General features: G+C 45.3%; 23 protein-coding genes. 9 read left to right on the top strand and 14 right to left on the bottom strand.

Features of this window, described 5'->3' with window-relative positions:
• Nucleotides 1-84: 84 nt before the first annotated feature.
• From MSG34_RS07980 to MSG34_RS08005, 6 genes are all read left to right on the top strand, one after another.
• On the top strand, nucleotides 85-969 hold the full coding sequence (locus MSG34_RS07980) for a D-hexose-6-phosphate mutarotase (protein WP_248336953.1): 885 nt from the start codon (nucleotides 85-87) through the stop codon (nucleotides 967-969).
• A gap of 299 nt (nucleotides 970-1268) precedes the next feature.
• The gene (locus tag MSG34_RS07985) at nucleotides 1269-3305 is read left to right on the top strand and encodes a methyl-accepting chemotaxis protein (RefSeq protein WP_248336955.1); all 2037 of its coding nucleotides are present in this window, start codon (nucleotides 1269-1271) and stop codon (nucleotides 3303-3305) included.
• Between the two features lie 192 nt (nucleotides 3306-3497).
• Nucleotides 3498-4313, top strand: coding sequence for a 23S rRNA (guanine(745)-N(1))-methyltransferase (gene rlmA / locus MSG34_RS07990; RefSeq protein ID WP_050633716.1), 816 nt, complete (start codon nucleotides 3498-3500; stop codon nucleotides 4311-4313).
• Between the two features lie 75 nt (nucleotides 4314-4388).
• Nucleotides 4389-5342 (top strand): ChaN family lipoprotein, encoded by a 954-nt coding sequence (locus MSG34_RS07995; RefSeq protein ID WP_050633715.1) that lies wholly within the window; start codon nucleotides 4389-4391, stop codon nucleotides 5340-5342.
• 274 nt (nucleotides 5343-5616) lie between these two features.
• Nucleotides 5617-5970 (top strand): hypothetical protein, encoded by a 354-nt coding sequence (locus MSG34_RS08000; RefSeq protein WP_048610474.1) that lies wholly within the window; start codon nucleotides 5617-5619, stop codon nucleotides 5968-5970.
• Between the two features lie 128 nt (nucleotides 5971-6098).
• The gene (locus tag MSG34_RS08005) at nucleotides 6099-7985 is read left to right on the top strand and encodes a BCCT family transporter (protein WP_017063436.1); all 1887 of its coding nucleotides are present in this window, start codon (nucleotides 6099-6101) and stop codon (nucleotides 7983-7985) included.
• Nucleotides 7986-8090: 105 nt separating this feature from the next.
• Here MSG34_RS08005 and MSG34_RS08010 read toward each other — a convergent pair whose 3' ends face one another.
• Entirely contained in the window at nucleotides 8091-8528 is a 438-nt protein-coding gene (locus MSG34_RS08010) for a YcgN family cysteine cluster protein (RefSeq protein ID WP_017059388.1), read from the bottom strand.
• 159 nt (nucleotides 8529-8687) lie between these two features.
• On the opposite strand from MSG34_RS08010, the gene MSG34_RS08015 reads away from it, so the two are divergent.
• Both MSG34_RS08015 and aqpZ read left to right on the top strand, forming a co-directional pair.
• Nucleotides 8688-8936 carry a YkgJ family cysteine cluster protein gene (locus MSG34_RS08015; protein WP_248336957.1) on the top strand — a complete coding sequence of 83 codons (249 nt, stop codon included), beginning with the start codon at nucleotides 8688-8690 and terminating at the stop codon, nucleotides 8934-8936.
• 100 nt (nucleotides 8937-9036) lie between these two features.
• Nucleotides 9037-9726: an aquaporin Z gene (aqpZ, locus tag MSG34_RS08020; RefSeq protein WP_050620916.1), complete on the top strand. Its 690-nt coding sequence runs from the start codon at nucleotides 9037-9039 to the stop codon at nucleotides 9724-9726.
• Nucleotides 9727-9792: 66 nt separating this feature from the next.
• Here the strand turns inward: aqpZ and recR are convergent, their stop codons facing one another.
• The 7 genes from recR to MSG34_RS08055 all read right to left on the bottom strand — a co-directional run bounded on the left by recR (nucleotide 9793) and on the right by MSG34_RS08055 (nucleotide 15751).
• Nucleotides 9793-10392 carry a recombination mediator RecR gene (gene recR / locus MSG34_RS08025; RefSeq protein WP_019823189.1) on the bottom strand — a complete coding sequence of 200 codons (600 nt, stop codon included), beginning with the start codon at nucleotides 10390-10392 and terminating at the stop codon, nucleotides 9793-9795.
• Between the two features lie 78 nt (nucleotides 10393-10470).
• The gene (locus tag MSG34_RS08030; protein ID WP_050647394.1) at nucleotides 10471-10800 is read right to left on the bottom strand and encodes a YbaB/EbfC family nucleoid-associated protein; all 330 of its coding nucleotides are present in this window, start codon (nucleotides 10798-10800) and stop codon (nucleotides 10471-10473) included.
• Nucleotides 10801-10952: 152 nt separating this feature from the next.
• Nucleotides 10953-13190, bottom strand: coding sequence for a DNA polymerase III subunit gamma/tau (gene dnaX, locus MSG34_RS08035; RefSeq protein ID WP_248336959.1), 2238 nt, complete (start codon nucleotides 13188-13190; stop codon nucleotides 10953-10955).
• Nucleotides 13191-13208: 18 nt separating this feature from the next.
• A complete protein-coding gene (gene apt, locus MSG34_RS08040; protein ID WP_017101994.1) occupies nucleotides 13209-13754 on the bottom strand; it encodes an adenine phosphoribosyltransferase in 546 nt (181 codons plus the stop codon).
• 161 nt (nucleotides 13755-13915) lie between these two features.
• Nucleotides 13916-14287, bottom strand: a complete 372-nt coding sequence (locus tag MSG34_RS08045) for a YbaN family protein (RefSeq protein ID WP_248337243.1) — start codon at nucleotides 14285-14287, stop codon at nucleotides 13916-13918.
• A 74-nt stretch (nucleotides 14288-14361) separates the two neighbouring features.
• A complete protein-coding gene (locus tag MSG34_RS08050; RefSeq protein WP_017067606.1) occupies nucleotides 14362-14499 on the bottom strand; it encodes a hypothetical protein in 138 nt (45 codons plus the stop codon).
• Nucleotides 14500-14647: 148 nt separating this feature from the next.
• Nucleotides 14648-15751 (bottom strand): response regulator, encoded by a 1104-nt coding sequence (locus MSG34_RS08055; RefSeq protein ID WP_248336961.1) that lies wholly within the window; start codon nucleotides 15749-15751, stop codon nucleotides 14648-14650.
• A gap of 228 nt (nucleotides 15752-15979) precedes the next feature.
• Here MSG34_RS08055 and MSG34_RS08060 point away from each other — a divergent pair, with 228 nt between their 5' ends.
• A complete protein-coding gene (locus MSG34_RS08060) occupies nucleotides 15980-16855 on the top strand; it encodes a LysR family transcriptional regulator (protein ID WP_017067604.1) in 876 nt (291 codons plus the stop codon).
• A gap of 122 nt (nucleotides 16856-16977) precedes the next feature.
• On the opposite strand, the gene purF is transcribed toward MSG34_RS08060, so the two are convergent.
• The 6 genes from purF to truA all read right to left on the bottom strand — a co-directional run bounded on the left by purF (nucleotide 16978) and on the right by truA (nucleotide 22858).
• Complete coding sequence (gene purF, locus MSG34_RS08065) at nucleotides 16978-18492, bottom strand: amidophosphoribosyltransferase (RefSeq protein WP_248336963.1); 1515 nt, start codon at nucleotides 18490-18492, stop codon at nucleotides 16978-16980.
• A 34-nt stretch (nucleotides 18493-18526) separates the two neighbouring features.
• Nucleotides 18527-19018 carry a CvpA family protein gene (locus tag MSG34_RS08070; RefSeq protein ID WP_009848678.1) on the bottom strand — a complete coding sequence of 164 codons (492 nt, stop codon included), beginning with the start codon at nucleotides 19016-19018 and terminating at the stop codon, nucleotides 18527-18529.
• Nucleotides 19019-19079: 61 nt separating this feature from the next.
• On the bottom strand, nucleotides 19080-19655 hold the full coding sequence (locus MSG34_RS08075) for an SPOR domain-containing protein (RefSeq protein WP_248336965.1): 576 nt from the start codon (nucleotides 19653-19655) through the stop codon (nucleotides 19080-19082).
• Nucleotides 19656-20918 carry a bifunctional tetrahydrofolate synthase/dihydrofolate synthase gene (gene folC, locus MSG34_RS08080; RefSeq protein WP_248336967.1) on the bottom strand — a complete coding sequence of 421 codons (1263 nt, stop codon included), beginning with the start codon at nucleotides 20916-20918 and terminating at the stop codon, nucleotides 19656-19658. It abuts the gene before it with no gap.
• A 42-nt stretch (nucleotides 20919-20960) separates the two neighbouring features.
• Entirely contained in the window at nucleotides 20961-21887 is a 927-nt protein-coding gene (gene accD, locus MSG34_RS08085) for an acetyl-CoA carboxylase, carboxyltransferase subunit beta (protein WP_017062348.1), read from the bottom strand.
• A gap of 176 nt (nucleotides 21888-22063) precedes the next feature.
• The gene (gene truA, locus MSG34_RS08090) at nucleotides 22064-22858 is read right to left on the bottom strand and encodes a tRNA pseudouridine(38-40) synthase TruA (protein ID WP_248336969.1); all 795 of its coding nucleotides are present in this window, start codon (nucleotides 22856-22858) and stop codon (nucleotides 22064-22066) included.
• Between the last annotated feature and the right edge of the window lie 29 nt (nucleotides 22859-22887).

The following is a 22887-nucleotide window of genomic DNA, read 5'->3' on the forward strand; positions in this document are numbered from 1 at the left end:
ATACTGACTCTGTTTATCACTCATGAAAACACAAGCATCACTCTAGTCAGCATTTGAATTCAATTTCCTTAGAAGGATCATGTAATGGATTTATCTACTCTACCTGCACTGGCGGTACTTTCTGACAACGTCACTATCGTTGAGCACGAAGGCGTAAAACTGGTTCGCGTTATCCACGATAAAGCAAACGCAGCGATTTCACTATTTGGCGGCCATGTGGTGTCATTCCAACCGCAAGGTCAAGAAGACCTGATTTGGATGAGCCAACAAGCTAAATTCGACGGTAAAACGGCTCTGCGTGGTGGTATTCCAGTATGTTGGCCTTGGTTTGGTCGCATTGCAGCACCAGCACATGGTTTTGCCCGTTCAAGTGAATGGCAATTGGTTGAACACCGTGAAAGCGAAGCTGGCGTGATTGTTAGCTTAGGTCTGAAGCCAAGCGAAGAGACGCTAGCAGTATGGCCTCATCAGTTCGATGCACGTTTGAATGTTGAGATCGGCGAGCAGCTAAAAGTAACGCTGGACGTGAAGAACACTGATTCTCAACCATGGACTTTCTCTGGTGCCCTACACACTTACCTAAACGTTGGTGATATTCACACCACAACCACAACAGGTATGGGTGCTGAGTACATTGATAGCCTGCAAGGTGGCAAGATCTGCCAAGGTGGAGCTGAACTGGTACTGACCGACACGATTGACCGCGTTTACACGCAACCAGAAGCGCAAATCTTTGTTGCTGACAAGAAGTTGGATCGCACGCTAACCGTTGAAAACCATGGTCATAACTCTGCAGTACTGTGGAACCCGTGGGCAGAAGGCGCTGCTGGTATGGGCGACATGCAAGACGACGGTTACCTAACCATGCTATGTGTTGAATCAACACTGCACGCACCAAGCCTAGAAGCAGGAAAAACATTACAGCCTGGTGAAAGCCACCAGCTGATTACGGTGATGTCCTCAAACTAGACCTCTAGCGAGTTTAATTAAAAACAAAAATGCAGCTCATTGATCTGCATTTTTTATTGCCCCTAACCTCACACGCATCGCTTAGTAATCAATGCTTTAGCACAAGCCTATTAGTCCATCACCTCTTTATTCAACTCCGCACCATTTAGCTCTCATCACTCTAGTTTATAAATATAACTATCAATTCATTAATTATTATCAATTACTGCCGATAAATAAGTACCTATGATAGAAAGCTCAATAACAAACTTCCTTAAAACCACTTAACAACACCTCAATGAAGACAGGATAGTGAATTCATGTTCGAGAAATACAAAAATCAAAGTGTTGGCTTCCAACTTAAGTTGGTCATTTTGCTGTGCTTGCTTATCGCCTTTGGCTCCATTGCGACACTCGTATATAGAAATGCCTCTCAGGTGTTATTAGACAACACGTTAAAAGAACACCAATCCAAAGTAGAAGCGATGGCCAAAACCATCTCTGGTCAGTTCGATGCCTACCTGCATACCGCCAAAGTTTTAGAATCCACTTTTCGCAACGGTTACCTAGCAGGTATTTATGTTGAAAGTTATGATGTTGAGTTCAACGGTCATTCCATTCCTAACATGACTCAATACGGTGAGAGCTTAATCAACGACACCAAACTGGTTGATAGCTTTACTCGCGACACCGGCGCCGTAGCGACCCTATTTGCCCCATTTGGCGACGACTTTATTCGTGTGTCGACTTCTCTTAAAAAGCCATCAGGCGAACGAGTCGTTGCGACCACGCTAGGGAAAAATCATCCAGGCTATAGCAAGCTCAAGAATGGCCAGCCTTATTACTCTCAAGTTAAGCTCTTCGGCCAACGTTACATCACCTACTATGCGCCTTTGACCAATGCTCAAGGTAAAGTAAACGGTGTCTCTTTCATTGGCTTGCCAGTAGAAGAGGCAACTCAAAGTCTGTTTGAATCTTTACGCTCTGTATCATGGGGTGACACCGGATACACCATCATTGTTGATAACGAGAAAGAGCATCAAGGCCAGTACTTACTGCACCCTACTAACGTTGGCGGTGGTAAATCGATTGTTGACGTGGCTGACTACGACGGCAACAAACCTTTCTATCAGATCTTTGAACAGCAATCCGGTTTGATTCTCTACCCTTTTGAGTACCAAGGGACGGTAGGTGAAAAATATCTCGTCTACACTGAAGTTTCTGGGTGGGATTGGAAACTGCTTGGTGGGACTTTTATCAAGGAAGTGACCAAGGGCACTGATGAACTGTTGAAGCTCATCGCTATTATTGCCACCTTGATTGCTGCCGCCACCATCGTTGCGTTAACCTTCGTGTTGAACCGTACACTGACGCCACTAACGACGTTAAACGAGTACATGCTACGTCTAGGAAAAGGCGAAGTAAGCCTGCATATTCCAAACAATGGTAAGCAGACCAAAAACGAGATCAGCAATCTGAATACCGGTGTTGCGAACATGGCAGCCCAGCTGAACACACTCGTGGGCGAGATTCGTGCAACCAGTGATCAAGTACAGAACAGCTCAAGCAGTGTGTCACAAGATGCCAGCCACAACTTGAGTCAATCTGATCGCCAGCAAGCACAGGTAGAGCAAGTCGTTACTGCCATAGAAGAGATGGCCACCTCTGCTGAATCAGTAGCGCAGCAGGTAAACAGCATTGCGGAAAATGTTCGCCTTGCCAATGAAGACAGCCAGAAAGGTTTAGAAGTCGTTGAAGGTGTGTGTATTGATGTTGCCCAACTGAATGATCAATTAGACAAGTCAGCATCGGCTATCGAGCAAGTAAGCTCTGATAGCGAAAGCATTCAAACCGTCACCAAGATGATTGATGACATCGCAGAGCAGACCAACTTGCTTGCATTGAACGCTGCGATTGAAGCAGCACGAGCGGGTGAACAAGGTCGTGGTTTTGCCGTTGTTGCTGATGAAGTAAGAACGCTCGCTCATAGAACACAAACATCAGTACAAGATGTAGTGAGCATCATCGAGAAGCTAAAGTCTTCGACCCACAATGCCGTAAACCTGATGACACAAAGCCAATCGAACGCCAACCAAGTACTCGATAAAGCGCAAGAAGCAGGCACCGCACTAGAGTCGATTGCTTCTCAAGTTGAATCTATTGCTTCTCAAGCTGAAACCATTGCTGCGACATCAGAAGAGCAAGCTCAGGTTTCTCAAGAGATAGCAGCGAACGCGCATGCGATCAGCGACTTGAACCAACAAAGCCGTGAAACCAGCGCTAAGACCTCTCACAGTGCTGATGAGCTTCAGAAACAAGCGGAATCGTTGAAGAATCAAGTTAACTTCTTTAGCTAAAAGCTGAGTTCTCTGTTTTATCAGCGACTCGCTCATAACTAATAGAGCCAACCATTCGTTGGCTCTATCTCTTCACTGACTGGTTCTATCTACTCTCGGATTGCCGTTAACCAACACAGCTGCGTTTATTCTAGCGCCCCACTATGCTTCCTGTTAAAATTTTGGACTTGAAATTTCTACCTCGAGTTCGCAATGACTTACCAATGCCCTTTGTGTCACCAACCTTTATCTCAGAACGATCGTACGTTTAAGTGTGAAAAGAACCATCAGTTCGACCTAGCGAAAGAAGGCTATGTCAATTTGATGCCTGCGCACCACAAACGCTCAAAAGATCCAGGTGACAACAAAGAGATGATGCAGGCACGTCGTCGTTTCCTTGAAGGTAACCACTATGACCCAATGCGCCAAGCGGTGGTGACATTGTGTTCTCGCTATCTACCAGCTGAGGCACCTAGTCTATTGGATATTGGTTGTGGCGAAGGGTATTACACCAACGAAATTGCTGTGAATCTTCAAGAAAAGAATGGTGCGACTTTTGGCCTAGACATTTCTAAGATTGCTATCAAATACGCCGCTAAACGCTACCCTGCTGTCGACTTCTCAGTTGCATCAAGTCATCGCCTACCCTTTGCTGAAAGCAGCTTAGACGGCATTCTACGCATTTATGCGCCTTGCAAGGCTGAAGAGTTACAACGCACCATCAAAGATAATGGTGTGGTGATCACCGTGACACCAGCTAGCCGACACCTGTATCAACTGCGTGATGCAATTTATGATGGCGTTCGTTTGCACGATGAAGATCCAGAAGTGATCGAAGGTTTTACGCTTGAGCACCAAGAGCAACTAAACTATATGATGGAACTATCGGGGTCAGATGCATTCGACCTGCTACAGATGACGCCGTTTGCTTGGAAGGCGAGTGAAGAGTTTAAACAACAACTCACCGAGGCAGAGCAATTCAACTGTGAAGCTGACTTTATGCTGCGAGTGTACCGCAAACAAATTTAATTGATATTGATTATCGTTTGCATTGAAATCTTATCTTGCCTCCTTTAGTATGCGTGTTCTTCAAGGAGGCATTTCATGCAACGTATTATTCTTATCGGATTAGCTACTCTTCTCACGGCTTGTGCTAGTCAACCTGCAAAAGACACTTCTCAAAAAGTGGCTCAAACGGAATCCGTTTCCACATTCTATGACTACCAGTTCGCTTCTCCACAAGGCGAAACACTTTCTCTCGATGCATTACCCGAGCAGCTGATTGACGCTGATGTGGTTCTAATTGGCGAATGGCACACGCATTCTGCCATTCACCGCTTCCAAACCGACTTCTTAAAAGCGCGCCGCAACGCAACATCAAACATTGCGCTTTCAATGGAACAATTCACTCGAGAGCACCAAGCCACACTTGACCAATACTTAAACGGCGAAATTGGCGAACAAATTCTCATGTCTCAAGCGGCAGCTTGGCCAAATTACGAAAGTGATTACCGCGCGTTAGTTGAGTTCGCAAAAGCCAATGACGTCGATGTTATTGCGGCAAATGCACCAAAGCCATTCGTGCAGTGTATTGGCCGTAAAGGATTGCCTTACCTAGACCAATTATCGACCGAGCAACGCCAATGGATTGCTGCCGAAGTGAATACTGGCGATAGCCCTTACAAAGAAAAGTTCATGGCTTCTATGCACCACGGTACGCCAGAGCAAACAGAAAAACAGTTTGCCGCTCAGGTAACCTGGGATGAAACCATGGCTGAGTCGATTGTGGATTACCTAGCATCAAACCCTGATAAACAAGTAATTCATGTGGCTGGCAAGTTCCACACCGAGGGTGGTTTAGGGACGGCGGCATCAATTCTACGTCGTAACCCTGATTTGAGAATCGCCATCATCAGCCCAGTTGAAGAGGTTTCATCAGATAGCAATGACTACCAGCTAAAAGTACTTTCGCCGCCGGCTCGCTTTGTTAAGAAAGAGAACCGAATGAAGGCATACAAGCACCTGTCAAAACGCAGCGCTAGCCTAGAGTGTGAGTAAGGTCTGTTGATCCACTCTTCTAAGCTAAAGAGTCGATGGGCTAATCCTAGATAATTAGCCCATCGTCAAAACTTGATCACGTTCCCGTCATTCATCCTAACTCTATCTAAATCAAACATTCTTATCGGCACAAGACTTGCTTAGTAAATAGACGATTTAACCAAGCAGACGAAAATGTAATGTGCGAATAAAAAACATCACTATCGATGATTAATTGCACAAGTTTTTCACACCTCTGCCGATACTATATTTAAGGATAGGTAAGGAGAGCGATATGACGCCAGTAGGAACGAGTAATACTCAGCTGTATTCACCTTCGCAAATGAATGCACAAGCTAAAAGCACTGAAGCTGAAAAGCCTGCGCCGCTTAAGGTTGAGCAAAATACCGTGAAGCTTTCTGATGAAGGCAAAGCCCTATTATCTGCACTTAAAGAAATCGATAAAGAAGCCAAGAAAGTCGAAGCTGAAAACGAGACCGTTACCGATAAGGTTGAGTCATTTGCTCATGGCGCTTTAGGTATGGATCACCCAGATAAGATTGAAGAAGAGGACGATGGTTCTTATTCAGCTGGGCAATACTTATCCGCAGCGGCAACCGTTGGTGGCATTCTACTTGCCTTAATCTAACTTTCCCCTCTGTTACTGCACTTTCCTCTCTGCATTAAAGCGATTTGTCGTCACGACAACAGACCCGATTTGGTCTAAAAAACGAGTTCATTCCATAATTCCGCTCTCATTTTAATGGAATAATACTCGTGAAAAACACTTTTGAGCTTATTGATAAGCCTACTTTCTTTGGTGCGATTGCACTCCTACTCACGATAGTTTTCCCGCTCATTTTGTTCCCTGCACAGGGCGCAGACTGGATTGCGGTTGCGAAAACATTCATGACGGACCAACTTGGATTTTTATATCTTGCGCTAGGCCTCGCTGCCTGTGCATTTATGGTTTACGTTGTGTTCAGTGATATGGGACAAATTAAACTGGGCGAAGCTGATGAAGAGCCTGAATTCAAAACAGCATCATGGGCTGCAATGCTATTTTGTGGCGGTATCGGTGCAAGTATCTTGTACTGGGGCTGTATTGAGTGGGCTTACTACTACCAATCACCGCCTTTCCAACTAGAGCCGGGCAGTGAAGAAGCGGTTCGTTGGGCTGCAACTTACGGTTTGTTCCACTGGGGACCAATCGCGTGGTCTATCTACCTGATCCCTGCGATTCCTATCGCTTACTTCTTCTATGTACGCAAACAGCCAGTTCTAAAAATTTCTAGCGCGTTAATGCCTGTTCTTGGTGAACACCGTAGTAAAGGCGTACCTGGAAAAATCGTCGATATCCTTTTCATTTTCGGTCTATTAGGCGGCGCTGCAACAACACTAGGTTTAGCTGCACCTCTAATCACTGAAGGTCTGAATCACCTATTTGGTCTACCTAAAAATAACCTGACGCAAGTGATGGTGCTTTTAGTGTGTACAGCGATTTTTGCTTACTCATCTTATGCTGGATTGGAAAAAGGCATCAAGATCCTAAGTAACATCAACTTCTGGGGTGCAATGGGTCTGTTGGCTTTCGTTCTGATCGCGGGTCCAACAATCTTCATGTTAGAAACAGGTTTAGACTCAATTGGTCGTCTACTGTCTAACTTCTTCGTGATGGCAACGTGGGCTGAACCATTTGGTGGCTACGGTACATTCGAAAACACTCACTTCCCACAAGACTGGACGATTTTCTACTGGGCATGGTGGCTAGTATTTGCACCGAGTATGGGTCTGTTTGTTGCGCGTATCTCTCGCGGCAGAACCATCAAACAAATGGTATCAGGTTCGATTTTCTTTGGTTCTCTAGGTTGTTTCCTATTCTTCATGATCTTAGGTAACTACGGCCTATCACTGCAGCTTTCTGGTGAGCTGGATGTAGTAGCGATTTTGAATGCTGAAGGCGCAACCAAAGCTATCTTCTCGATGCTTGCACAACTGCCAATGAGCACGCTGGTTATCGCTGTATTTACAATGCTGTGTATCATTTTTACGGCAACGACATTTGACTCTATCTCATACATCCTAGCGTCTGTTGTACAAAACAACGTGACCGAAGAGCCAATGCGCTGGAACCGTATGTTCTGGGCATTCACTCTATCGTTCTTGCCAACTATTCTGATGTTCTTGGGCGGCCTAAGTACGCTACAAACCGCAGCGATTGTTGGTGGCTTACCGCTGCTTGCTATCTCTGTCATGTTGATGATTTCAGCGGTTCGTGCGACTAACCTCGACCTACGCCATCAAGATGCGTACATCGAGCCAACGATCAACATCGAAGAACTGCCAGACATGGACCCTTGGTCTGCTGAAGGTATGGCGCTGGCTCAATTTGAGAAAGAGAGAGATGCAGCACAAGAAGCTGCAGAACTTGAGCGTGTTGCTTACACAGAACTTGCCGCAGTGAAGAAAGAAATTCGCGCTTATGTGCTAGAACAAGGTTCACAAATGGAAACTCACGAGTTACCAGAGAACCTACAACAAGCACTTGAGCAGGCCGAGAGTAATCTTAGTGCCGCACAAGCGAAAAAGATCGAGTTATCTGAGCAAGCTCAGAATGCTCGTATCACGTTCAACCAGGTGGTTGCAGACTTACCGCTTGCTTGACATTAGCCATGACACAGTCCATTGATTTGGACCCTCCTAAATACGACAAAGGCTCACAGAAATGTGAGCCTTTTTTTATTCGGGTGATTGACTAGTCTTCGTTAACTAGCGATTCGGGTGGTTCAAAATGTGGTCTTCCCAATCCACCACATCAATTTCGTACACTACTTTGTTACGAACGCTTTCACCTGCTGCATGCATCTCTGTTTTTGATCCGGTGATCAACGGGTGCCATTCAGGGATCGGCTTAGATTCTGATAGAAGACGGTAAGCACAAGTGTCTGGTAGCCAGTGAAATTCATCGATCTTGTCACGAGTCAGCTTCAAACACTCTTCACCTGAAGTGAAGCGGTTCGGGTAGTCTTTACACGAGCATGTTTTGTCGTTTAACCAGCTGCACGCCACGTTGGTGTAGTAAACTTCATCGCTATCTTCATCCATTAGTTTATGCAGGCAGCACTTACCACAACCGTCACAAAGTGATTCCCACTCATTCTCGGTCATTTGCTCTAGTGTCTTTTCTTGCCAAAATGGATTCGTCATAGGATTACTTCTTACTCTTTTACTGGGGTGCGTGTTATACCGCTAGCCCATAAAAAGTTCAAGGATAATAATTGTTCATTCTTTGATTCAATCAACAGCTGTCACTCTCATCATTTTTTGCTACTATCGCGCACCCTGTTATTTAGTGAGTTTAATTTGATGGAATGTCGCCTAGGTTGTGGAGCATGTTGTATCGCTCCGAGTATTACATCTGCTATTCCTGGAATGCCTAATGGTAAGCCTGCTGGCGTACGCTGCATCCAATTAAATGAGCAAGATCTCTGCAAATTGTTTGGTCAACCTTCACGTCCGAAGGTATGTCACCAATTCAAAGCTTGCCCTGTAATTTGTGGTAAAACCGACCAAGATGCCCTTGATAACCTGATCGAGTTAGAAGCCATTACCTAAGATTAGCTGACCTTTTCTTCCTCCTATATGCCCAAGATTTCACAATTCTTCGAAATCTAAACTATCTTGTTGATACTGGTACAGATTAATAAGGATCGTTATGAATAGGTATATCGCAGAAATGTTCGGTACATTTTGGTTGGTGTTAGGGGGTTGTGGTAGTGCCGTCTTAGCCGCTGCTTTTCCCGATGTAGGTATCGGCTTACTCGGGGTTTCCCTCGCCTTTGGTTTAACCGTACTCACCATGGCTTTTGCTATTGGCCATATATCTGGCTGTCATCTCAACCCTGCTGTTACTATTGGACTTTGGAGCGGTGGTCGCTTTGATGCCAAAGACGTCGCACCTTACATTATTGCCCAGGTCATTGGCGGTATTATCGCGGGTGGAGTGTTATTTGTGATTGCCTCAGGCCAAGTAGGCTTTGACGCTGCGGCATCTGGCTTTGCTTCAAATGGTTACGGTGAACACTCACCGGGCGGCTACTCGCTCACAGCAGCACTGGTCTGTGAAGTGGTCATGACCATGGTATTCCTATTCGTGATCATGGGTGCAACTGATTCAAAAGCGCCTGCTGGGTTTGCACCCATTGCGATTGGTCTCTGTTTGACCTTGATCCACCTAATCAGTATCCCTGTCACTAACACCTCTGTGAACCCTGCTCGAAGTACCGGCGTGGCTGTATTTGTCGGTGACTGGGCTGTTTCACAACTATGGCTATTCTGGGTGGCACCAATTATTGGTGCCGTGATTGGCGCGATGATATACAAAGCGGTGAGAGGTTCAGATTAAGCGCTGAAAAACGTCTAAAGCAATAAAAGAAAAAGCCGCTTAGTGATGATTCACCAAGCGGCTTTTTTAGATCTTATGACGACCGAGTAAGGAGTGCGAAAGCGTGGTGCCATCCACCAGCTCTAGCTCACCACCAACGGGAACACCATGAGCGATACGGCTAGCGTTCACTTCATGGGCATTACATAGCTCAGCAATGTAATGCGCTGTTGCTTCCCCTTCAACTGTTGGGTTAGTCGCTAGGATTACTTCAGAGATATCACCACGACGCAGGCGGTAGTCCAAAACATCAAGACCGATGTCACTTGGACCAATGCCATCAAGTGGTGAAAGGTGACCCATCAATACAAAATAACGGCCTGAATATTGGCCTGTCGCTTCTATTGCTGCAATGTCTGCAGGGCTCTCTACTACACAGATTTGACCATTTTCCTGACGTTTAGGATTGGTACAAATGTGGCAAGTATCTTCTTCAGTAAAAGTACGGCACTCATTACAGTGACCAATTTCGGTCATTGCTTGGCTAAGAGCTTCAGCCAATTGTAGGCCGCCTTTTCTATCGCGCTGTAACAAATGAAAGGCCATACGCTGCGCCGACTTGGGGCCAACCCCAGGTAGACAACGTAAGGCCTCCATCAAATGCTCCAGCATATGACTGGTACGCATATTTAACCGTTCTAATGTTCAAGTAATAGCCTGTTCAATACAAACCACCACCTGAATTAACCTTTAAGAATAAGTTACTTAGAAAGGCATCTTCATACCTGGTGGAAGTTGCATTCCGCCAGTTACGCTAGCCATTTTCTCTTTTTGAGTTTCTTCAACGCGACGAGCCGCATCGTTGAAAGCAGCAGCGATAAGATCTTCAAGCATCTCTTTATCGTCTTCCATTAGGCTTTCATCGATATCAACACGGCGAACGCTGTGGCTACCAGTGATCGTTACTTTTACAAGGCCAGCACCTGACTCACCTGTAATTTCCATATTTGCGATTTCTTCTTGAAGCTTTTGCATGCGCTCTTGCATTTGCTGGGCTTGCTTCATCATGTTGCCCATACCGCCTTTACCAAACATGTTAATACTCTCTGGTCTAATTGGTTTATTAAAATTAATTAAGCTATACGAGCTTAAATGGGGGTTAAAACAGTGTGATTCAACCCCTCGTTGTTCAGTTCTCAGATTTGCTTATCTGGGATGATAAGCCGGTCACTAAACAAGAAAACGTTCTAGATAGGACGAACGCTGTCTCTGTCGAGTTCAGCGGCAAAACGTCTTTCAATGAACTGTACGTTGGCATCGTTTTCCAACGCGGTAAACGCGTCTTTCAACTTACCTTGATACAATCTTTCTCGTAATTCTAGCGGCGTTTCTCCGCCATCACCGATTTCAACACTCAAATGACACTCTTCTCCAAGCACAGTATTGAGAGACTGCAATAGCTCACTCTGTGCACGGTCCGTATTCAAATGAGCTTGGCTCGCCCTTAACGTTAAAGTGATTGATGTGTCGTTTTTAGCAAACACTGAGTTCAATGCTAACTGTTCAACAAGCTTGGCTGTCTCTAGCTTTTGAATCGTGGCGGACCATTCATCTTGAGCAATCGACTCTTGAAGCAATTTGTCGACCATTTCTGGTGTCTTAATATGCTCTAACGCACGCTTGATTTGAGTAGGTGTAAGCTCTTTGCTCACCTCTTTCACTACAGGTTTAGACGGTTTCCAGCGATAAGGTTCATTATCGTTGGTCACATTTTCTGTCGAAGAGGCTGATAAAGAAGCTGGCGACACCCGCTCAGAACCACCGTGTTGCTGAGCAACTCGATCAAGAACTGAAGTTTTAGCAGGTGTCGCTTTAGCCTTTTTTGGCGCCGAGCCTTTGTTTTCTGTTGCCGAACTGCCTCTACGTTGAGAACGTAATTGGTGGCGTAAACCACTCACAGGCGAAGTTGCACGCACTGGCTGCTCTTGCGGAGCAGAAGGTGCAGAAGGTGCAGCGCTTGGCTGTTGAACCGGGCTCTGGTTCTGATAATTCGTTTGTTGCTGCTGAGGCTGCTCTGCTCCGTAGCTTGGACGCTCATCATAAGCAGGAGGCGCGTCATACTGGCTATGCGGGTAATCCTGTTCTGGATAACCTTGGTTGCCTGAATGTTCAGCGTAACCTTGCGAATCTGAATACTGTGCTGGGTTCTGCTGCGGAGCCTGTTGCACGGGTTGCTGCTGCATAGGCTGCTGTTGAGGCGCCTGTTGTTGCATCTGAGGCTGTCTCGGAGCTACCATTGGCGCAGATTGGCTCACAGGTTGAGCAACGTTCTGAGCTTGAGCTGCTGGAACTGGCGCTGGGCTTGCCGACTGAGTCGAGATTGCCGTAGCAACCGCTTGTTCAGCTGGTCTAAATGCCAACATGCGTAAAACCACCATCTCAATACCAACGCGAGCGGTTGGCGACAATGGTAAGTCTTCACGACCTTTCAACACGATCTGGTAGTAGAGTTGAATGTCTTGTGGGCTAAGCGCTTTGCTCAGTAACTCAAGCTTCTCTGCGTCAGGCTGTGCCTTATCTAATGTAGATGGCAAAGCTTGGAACATCGCAAGACGATGCAGTTGAGTCGCAAGCTGATTCAGCAAACCGTCCCACTCAACACCGTTCTCAGCAAGGCTTTGAATACACGCCATTACTTGTTGCGGCTGCTTACTGCTAATCGCTTCAAGCAAGTGGATAGCTTGGTCGGTATCCAGTGTCCCGAGCATATGAGCAACAGTATCTGTTACAACATTGCCGTTACCCAATGCGATTGCTTGATCTGTAAGGCTTAGTGCATCACGCATACTGCCATCAGCAGCATGAGCAATCATTCCAAGTGCACGAGATTCAGACGTCACATCTTCTTGTTCAAGAATATGATCGAGCTGCTCGTGAATATTATCAACGCTGATCGGCTTAAGGTGGAACTGCAAACAACGCGACAAAATCGTTACTGGAAGCTTCTGTGGATCCGTTGTTGCGAGCAAGAATTTCACATACTCAGGCGGCTCTTCTAAGGTCTTTAGAAGCGCGTTAAAGCTGTGCCTAGAAAGCATGTGTACTTCATCGATTAGGTAAACCTTGAAGCGACCACGTGCAGGCTTGTACTGAACATTGTCCAGAAGCTCGCGGGTATCTTCTACCTTAGTACGTGATGCCGCATCAATCTCAAGTAGGTCAACAAAGCGACCTTCATCGATTTCTTTACAGGTTGCACATTCACCACAAGGTGTTGAGGTAATGCCTGTTTCACAGTTGAGTCCCTTCGCAAACAAACGGCCGATGGTCGTTTTACCGACACCTCGTGTACCGCTGAACAGGTATGCATGGTGCAACCTGTTCTGGCTAAGGGCATTCTCTAATGCTGTTAAAACATGGGCTTGACCAACCACTTCTTTGAATTTGGTTGGTCGCCATTTTCGCGCTAACGCAAGATAGCTCATGAATAATTCCGAAAAGGATTAGTGACCGTCGAATTCGCAGATGCTAAACACTTCTAGACCTAAGCCTTGTAAGCGCTTGTCACCACCGATTTCTGGAAGGTTAATAACAAATGCAGCGTGTTCTACCACACCACCAAGCTGACGAATCAACTTTGTTGTTGCTTCAATCGTACCGCCCGTTGCTAGCAAGTCATCAACCATCAACACTTTATCGCCTTCAACGATAGCATCAGTATGGATTTCTAGAGTGTCGGTGCCGTACTCAAGCTCATAAGATTGTGCCACAGTTTGACGAGGCAGCTTGCCCGGCTTACGAACAGGAATGAAGCCAACACCTAGCTCAAGTGCCAAAGGCGCACCAAATAGGAAACCACGAGCTTCAGTACCAACGATCTTAGTAAAGCCCATGTCCTTGTATGTTTCCGCTAGCAGGTCGATAGTCGCTTTATAAGCTGCTGGGTCTTCCATCAAGCTTGTTACGTCACGGAACAAAATACCCGCTTTAGGGTAATCAGGAATGCTTTTGATGCTTGCTTTGATCAGAGAGATTTTTTCTGTGTTCATAATCTTATGCACTTCATTAGGCCGCTTTCCAAACTCTCGTTAACGAATCAAACATCAACGCTCGGAATTAAGGAAAGGTACGATTGGTATTCATTGCAACGAGAGTCATAACTCTGATTGCTGAAATAATAAACGCCCGCTATACAAGCAGGCACACTGGCTTAATGGTAGTGATTTTCTTTGCTGTCAGCAACCAACTCATGGGTTGGAAGTCGCATAAACCATGTGAGAAGAATAACAAGTACACAAATTAGGAAAGCCTTGACCCAAATGATAGGGGCAAAGTAGATGGATAACGCGAAACTCAACAAGATAAAGAATACGCCACGCGTTTTAACTTGTTTGGTGACGGCACCGTGTTGATACCAATTGGTCAACAAAGGACCCAGCGTTTTGTGCTCATGCATCCATTTATGGACTTTCGGATTGCTTCGCATGAAGCATGCGCTGGCAAGAAGGAGAAAAGGAGTAGTTGGCAGAACGGGCAAAACTATCCCTAGAACTGCGAGAAATATACAAAGGCCACCAGCAATATTGAGGCTTAAAACTCGAACGCTAATTGTGGCCTCCTTGAGTTAGCTGTCACCAACCGGCGACGACAGCTTAACTAGAATGTTGCGTAACCATTGAATACACGGATCAACGTAAGCGTTGCTGGTAGCAATGGAATCATTAAAAATGCGGCTAAAAATCCTAAAAAGTAGAATACATTAAACGGGTCTTGAAAGTCTTTGTTATCTGCCATGATTGCTTCTTGTTTTTGTTAGTAAAGGTAAGTATCCGGCGAACCAAACCCGCTTTGCTAAATCGACATTTAACAAAAAAGGCATAGCTACACCATTTGCGCAACTATACCTTAATCAATTATTCACAAAAACCGAGGAAATATAGGGTTAATCAGTAGACCCTTGGTGTATGTCTAAACTAAAACTTGCCGATCCAAGTAGGCTCAACGAAAGTTGGCAGCCCTGTTCGATCGGAAGGTCCCGTGTAATAAAGTTCTTCTTGCAGTTCTCGCCCAAGCGCTCACCTGCTGCAATATATTGATTCAATTCACCATTCGACCATTGCCCGTCTAAACCCGCAGGCAAAATGGAGATGGTTCCCTCGGCAAGGTCAGCAACACCAAACAAGGCATTCACTGGGGTGGAGCATTTAGAGCAACGAATCCCCTTCTCTAGAATCTCAGCAATATCTTTGAGATCAACATTAAAATCTTTTCTGTTTCTTATGTAATCGTGGAACAGTGCTCTCACCAACAATGTTGTCGCAGAGCCGCCATTCTCAGAAGACGATGAATCGACGAGATAAAAAGCAAACTGCCCGTTCATCATCCACGCATAATCAAACACAAGTGGCATCATCTCTGTTGATTGCAGTAAACGGTAACTGCAACGCCATGAGCCTTGTCGCGTATCTTTCTCTGGAAGCAGCGCATGCAGTAAGTCTTTTGCTGCGCTGGGGTTATCTTGAAGATAATTCAGGTGCCAATGCAGTTCTTGGTCTTCAGGGATCTCTCCCCCGTCATCCACACAGAACCACTGGCTCGAAAAATCTCGTTGGTCTGAAATGTTATCGAACGAATCTGTCAATGTATTCGCAATCGCACTTCCTAGGTGACGGTGATCCTCTAACGGTTTCGCTAAGAAGTCTTTAATACCAAATCGCAAGGCTTTCGCCACATCAGACATATCATCAGTGCCGGACACAACGATCATAGGCAGTGACGGGTACTCTAAACTGAGCTCTTCCACAAGCTCGATGCCATCAAGTATTGGCATTGATAAGTCACACACAATTAAATCTGGCGCTGAGTCTCTAAGTTTCTGCAAAGCGTCCAGTCCATTTTCAGCCTCAACCACTTTATAACCGACCTTGTCTAGGTACGCGCTGGTTATACGGCGAAAAATAGGATCATCATCAACCAACATCACGCATTTTTGGTTAATTACTTCCTGAGCCGAGGTCATTACTGGCTGACTGTGAGTTTTGTACATAATCTATAACCTCACAAAACTAAGTCGAATTATTATTGTTATCTGTTCTAAGAACTAATATAAAACTTAGTAATAAAATGCTAAATACACAAATTTGCACTCTTTACTGGTAATTCGTGACGAGGGTTGGAATACTTGTAAATAGTGCAACGAGTTGACGTAACGCAAACATTGATCTCACTGTTACGTATAAATTAGATGAGATTGTAAACAAATGTGTCTGGATTTATGAAATTAGATGATTTAAACCTCTTTCGACTCGTCGTTGAAAATGGGAGCTACACCGCAACATCGCGCAAGACTATGATTCCGGTTGCGACCATCACACGACGCATCCAAGCCTTAGAAGATTCTTTGAACCTTAGGCTTCTCAATAGACACGCGCGTAAACTTTCTTTAACAGAGGCAGGCGAACGTTTCTTCAATGAATGCTCTCCGCTATTGCAACGTCTCTCTTCTACTGCAGAAGAGTTAACTGACGTGTGCAAAGGCGCTTCCGGTAAGATTCGTATTACGGCACCCTCAAACCTGACCAAGCGCATGATGATGCCAATGTTCAGTGAATTCATGACTCAATACCCTGATATCAATATTGAGCTGATGATGAACAACCAAGCGGATCAGCTGGATCCAACTGAGTGGGACGTAATTTTCCGAGTCGGTCCACAACGTGATTCAAGCCTAATCGCTCGAAAAATCAGTGAAGTCAAAGATATTCTTATCGCGAGCCCTGAGTACTTAGCGAAGAACCCAGCTCCAAGCCATGCTGAAGAGCTAGCGAACCATTCGCTACTCAAAGGCTACCCGCTGATTAAATGGCAGCTGAGTAATTCGAATGAAGAGACGGTGGTGAATAGCGAGAAAGGCCGTTTCAACGCCAATGCGCTTAATGTCGTGAGACAAGCGTGCTCAGAAGGCCTAGGTATCACCCTAATGCCTGACGTGATGATTCGTGAATACATTGAAGATGGCAGCTTAGTGCAAGTCTTAGAAGACTGGAGCGCTAACCCTCGTGATATTTACATGCTTTATAATCACAAAGACCATCTACCAGAAAAAGTGAGATTGTTTATTGATTTTGTGATCGCATACCACATTCATTAAGGTCAATCCCCTTCTCTATAAACAAAAAAACCAGAGCCGATGCTCTGGTTTTTTATTTTCTGTATCGCTAGCAATACTGAATCATTGCTAGCAAAAACTCTTTATCACTAACGAAACGCTAACTAAGCGCCTTCGTTGTGTAACTCTAAGTTAGCAAGATCTTGTTGAATCTCACGCTGAATCTTTGAGTCGTCATTACGCAAAGAGTCTAGGAAATCTAGGTACGCTTGGTCGATATCGCCAGTCACATACTCGCCGTTAAATACAGAAGTATCGAAACGAGAGATGTCTTGATTGCCCATGCCCACTGCAGAAATCAGATCTGGTAGCGTTTGGAAAATCAATGCGTCTGCGCCAATCTGCTTACAAATCGTTTCGTTATCACGACCATGAGCAATCAGCTCTGTCGCGCTCGGCATATCAATGCCGTAAACGTTAGGGAAGCGAACCTCTGGAGCCGCTGAAACCATGAAGACCTTGTTTGCGCCAGAATCACGAGCCATCTCAATGATCTGCTCTGATGTTGTGCCGCGAACGATAGAATCGTCAACCAGAAGAACGTTCTTACCTTTAAACTCAGAGCGAATTGCGTTGAGCTTACGGCGAACCGACTTCTTACGCTGTTGCTGACCAGGCATGATGAACGTGCGGCCAACATAGCGGTTTTTCACGAAACCTTGACGGTATGGCTTATTGATCGCTTGAGCGATTCGTAGCGCAATATCGTTTGATGTTTCAGGGATTGGAATAACCACATCAATGTCTAAGTCTGCGTACTCTTCTTTAATACGCTTACCAAGCATCTCACCCATCTCAACGCGTGCGCTGTAAACCGAGATTTTGTCGATGAATGAATCTGGGCGTGCAAAGTATACAAACTCAAAGATACATGGGTTTAGTTGAGGATTATCTGCGCATTGCTTAGTGAAAAGCTCACCGTCGAACGTTGCGTAGATAGCTTCACCTGGTGCTACGTCGCGCATGAAGTCAAAACCAACAGCATCGAGAGCTACCGATTCAGACGCAACCATGTACTCTGTTTTACCTTGAACTTCACGCTTACCAAGACACAATGGACGAATACCATGTGGGTCACGGAATGCGATCATACCGTGGCCGATGATCATCGCAGTTACGGCGTAAGCACCACGAATTGTACGGTGCACGTTTGCCACAGCGCGGAAAACGTCATCTGAAGTTACGTTACCTTTAACGGTATCGATCTCATGAGCTAATACGTTCAGTAGAACTTCAGAGTCAGAGGTTGTGTTTACATGACGACGGTCTTTTTCGAACAACTTCTCACGAACTTCGTTTGCGTTCGTCAGGTTACCGTTGTGCGCTAACGTAATGCCAAAAGGAGAGTTTACGTAGAAAGGCTGAGCTTCAGACGCACTTGAACTACCCGCAGTAGGATAACGAACATGGCCAATACCAACTTCACCTTGTAGGCGCTGCATGTGTTTTGCTTCAAAAACATCTTTTACTAAACCGTTCGCCTTACGCAGACGGAAACGATTGCTTTCTATGGTACAAATACCAGCGGCATCTTGGCCACGATGCTGCAATACCGTTAAAGCGTCATAAATAGACTGGTTTACAGGTGTTGAACCCACGATTCCAACAATACCACACATGTCCTAATCCTCGATTTTTCGACATTAACTGGCGCTAGAGCGCGCCAGATAAGAAACTAGATGTTGCTTGTAAATGCTCGAAGAACGGCGCAATGATTCGACTAAATTCCGGAACCAATTGCGAATTCTTCCACCACTCAGAACTTGGGAATGCAGTAAACGCATCCATGAAAAACAACACTGCAGAAACAATCAAAACACCACGTAAGCCACCAAAGACGACACCGAGGATTCTGTCTGTACCTGACAGGCCTGTTTTCTGAACTAGTTGACCGATGACATAGTTAACTAAGGCACCCACAACTAACGTTGCAACAAACAATGCTGCTATCGCAGTTCCGTTTCGAAACATCTCATCTTCGATATTGGTGAAGTACATCGCTAATTTAGCGTAGTACTGGCTAGCAATAAAAAATGCTCCAAACCAAATAACGAGTGACAAGGCTTCTTTAGCGAAACCACGAACTAAACTGATCACGGCAGAGAAGCCGATCACGCCTAAAATGACAAAATCTAACCAATTCATGAATTCTTCATCTTAAGTTGGCGCGCATTTTAACAGAAAAAATGCTGACGCAAACGTTTTCTTATGGATTTAACGGTTTAAATTTGAGCAATTGGCCTTTTGAACCCGTAATTTTTTCTAATTCCCTAATTTGTCGCTCAAGTTTGGATTTAGAGACATCCGGGCCAATAATTACTCGCGTAAAAGTTTTTTCTTGCTTGGTGTGAGCCTGATAACCACGCTTTTGCAGATCCTTAACAACGTTTTTTGCATTGTCAGCATTCTTCAAAGCCATCAATTGAATAATCCAAGCACTGTCTTGGTATTCATTTTTTTCCGGTACTGGCTTAACCACAACTGCCACTTTGTCTGCTTCTTTATCATTAGAAGAAGACGCAGTTTGCGTGTTTGAATTATCAGTACGACCACTTTCAACCACTTGCTCAACCGGAGAATCCGGTAGCGCTATCTGATCTTCAACGGGATCGAGCACTTCAAACACTTCAACATTACTATCAAGCTCAGGCTTAATGGGAATGCTTGCAAACTCTTCTTTATAGTGGAGCTTCTTACCATCTAGCACATCGGGTAATACAATCACGCCAATGGCCACTAAAATGATGGTGCCGACTAATCGGCTTTGGAATTTACTTGCCATTTAGTTTCCTTTTTTCTGCCAATGCTCCAACACTTCACCCACGGTATGGAAAGAACCGACAACCAACACAACATCGTCACCTTTAACAGAAGCTAAAGCCGCTTCAAACGCTGTGACAGGGTTTGAATGCTGCTCTACGCCTTGAGGTAGGCTTTGACACAATTCAGCGGCTGTCGCTGCGCGTGGCCCTTGCAATGAAGCTGGATACCAATGAGTTGCGATTGGCGCTAATACTTCCAATGTCGCTGGGATATCTTTGTCATGAAGCATCGCGACTACAACGTGTAAATTTTTACCTGCATACTTCTTCGTAACTTGCTGCGCAAAGTATTCAGCAGAATGCGGGTTATGCGCCACATCAAGCACAATCACGGGTTGATCGCTAATTTGCTGCATACGACCTGGAAGCTGAGCATTCTTCATGCCGTTAACCACGTTCACGTCGCTAATACTAAGCTCTGATGTGCCCAATGCCATCAACGCTGTTGCAGCGTTAGGTAACGGCAGGCTTGGAATAGGCAGCGATTCTAGTTGGAATGCACCACTGCGCCAGTTCCACGTATCACCGTCAACATCATAAGTGTATTGAATACCGACTTGGTAGAACTCAGCCTTAATGTCATCAGCGTGCGCCGCAACCGTAGCCGGTGGCTTGGGTTGACCACAGATAGCGGGTTTACCACTACGATAAATGCCCGCTTTCTCAAAGCCAATCACATTGATGTCATCACCTAGCCAGTCAACATGGTCGACAGCCAAACTAGTAATCACAGAAACATCATGCTCAACGATATTGGTCGCGTCTAAACGCCCGCCTAAACCCACTTCTAAAAGCACAACATCAACCGCTTCAGTTTGAAATGCGCGTAACGCCGCTAAAGTGCCATATTCGAAAAAGCTCAGGCTGATTTCGCCACACTCTTTCTCAATGAAATCGAAAGACTGAACCATCTTTTCATCAGATAGATCTTGGCCGTTGATACGAACACGTTCGTTATAGCGAATTAAGTGAGGAGAGCTGTAGACACCAACTGAGTAACCAGCGTCCAATAGAATCGCTTCCATCAGTGCACATGTTGAGCCTTTGCCATTGGTTCCGGCAACAGTAATAACATGTTGAGCAGGTTTGGTGAGGTTTGCCTTAGAGGCGACGGCCTGAACTCGGTCTAATCCAAGATCAATAGCGCTTGTGTGGATGTTTGATAAATAATCAAGCCACATCTCCAAAGAGGATGTGGCTTGAGGAATAGGTTGTTGACTCATCTAACTCATAACCATAATAAAGTTGGTTTGTTAGAAGGTACTTTACCCTTTTTCTGGCGCTTCTGGTACTTCATAAGTAGCTTCATTCGGTGAATCGTTCACAGAAACTACTAATGGTGAAGGCTGGTTGGTCATTTTAGCAACAAGGCTTGCAACACGCTGACGCATCTCACGACGGTCAACGATCATGTCGATAGCACCGTGGTCTAGTAGGAACTCACTGCGTTGGAAACCTTCAGGAAGGTCTTCACGTACCGTTTGTTCGATTACACGACGTCCAGCAAAACCGATCAGTGCTTTTGGCTCACCAATGTTGATATCGCCAAGCATTGCCAAACTTGCAGAAACACCACCCATTGTTGGATCAGTCATGACTGAAACAAACGGTAGGCCTTTCGCAGATAAACGCTCAAGCGCAGCACTGGTTTTCGCCATTTGCATTAGAGACATCAATGCCTCTTGCATACGAGCACCACCACTTGCAGAGAAACACACTAAACCACAGTTGTTCTCGATAGCAGCATCTACCGCTTTCACGAAACGAGCACCAACAACAGAACCCATTGAGCCGCCCATGAATGAGAATTCAAAAGCACACGCTACGATAGGTAAACCCAGTAGTTCGCCTTTCATTGCAACTAATGCGTCTGTTTCACCACTGTTCTTTTGAGCAGCAGAGATACGCTCTTTGTAACGCTTAGAGTCTTTAAACTTCAGCTTGTCTTGTGGCTCAAGATCAGCACCTAGTTCAACACGCTCACCTTTGTCTAAGAATGTATCCAGACGGCGACGTGCTTTCATGCGCATGTGATGGTCACATTTTGGACATACTTCTAGGTTACGCTCTAGTTCAGCATGGTACAGAACCTGCTCACAAGAAGTACATTTAGTCCAAACACCCTCAGGGATAGACGCTTTACGAGATGTTACGATGTTGCTTTTTTCTAAAATCTTTTCAAGCCAACTCATGGAAGACCTTTTTGTTTCGATTCTTCCGCTTGATTGCGAAAGAAATAAATTTGGGAATTATGCGTGGGAATTAAAGCACATAAAACAGCGACTGTAGATAAAAAACTGGTTGTACCTATTTTCTGGGACTATCTTACGCACTAAACCGTAATAATTTTTGAACCTAAGTCTCACATTTAGTTCAAATAATCCGGTAAAAATAGAGGGCCAATTGGCTCTCGTGGTAGCTCAAAATGTTCAGGATAATCAACATCCACCAGATACAAACCTTCCGCTTTTGCAGTTGCGCCGGCTACTTTTCGATCTTTAGCTTCTAAAAGCCACTGGATCCACTCTGGTTTCTGCTCCCCTTTACCTACAGCAATAAGGCTACCAGTAATATTCCTCACCATGTGGTGAACAAACGCATTCGCTTTAATATCGATCACAATGTAGTGTCCATGACGAGTCACGTTCAAGTGAATCATGTTTCTCCATGGGCTACGAGATTGACAATGTGTTGCCCTAAACGAAGTGAAGTCATTCTCACCAAGTAAGTACTGACCCGCTTCATGCATTTTTTTCTCATCAAGGTGACCATGATAATGGCTCACGCCTGAATTCAAAATGCCTGGGCGTAGTGCATGGTTAAAGATAATGTAGCGATAACGGCGGGCAGTCGCAGAAAAACGAGCATGGAAATCCTCATTCACTTCTGTCGCCCAACGAACCGCAATATCTTTTGGCATGTTAGCATTCGCGCCCATTGTCCATGCCACCATTTTACGATCAACATTAGTTTCAAAGTGAACGACTTGTCCCGTACCGTGAACACCGGCATCTGTACGACCTGCGCACATAACTTCTACAGGGTGATTCGCGACAACTGAAAGAGCCTTTTCCAATTCTTCTTGGACACTTTTCACGTCTCGTTGGCGCTGCCAACCAAAGTAGTGGGTACCGTTATATTCAATACCTAAAGCAATTTTCATGTTCTTGTTCTCTTTGAAAATGGGCGAGA

It is taken from the genome of Vibrio sp. 1CM2L (genome assembly GCF_023161695.1).
Taxonomy (GTDB): domain Bacteria; phylum Pseudomonadota; class Gammaproteobacteria; order Enterobacterales; family Vibrionaceae; genus Vibrio; species Vibrio coralliirubri.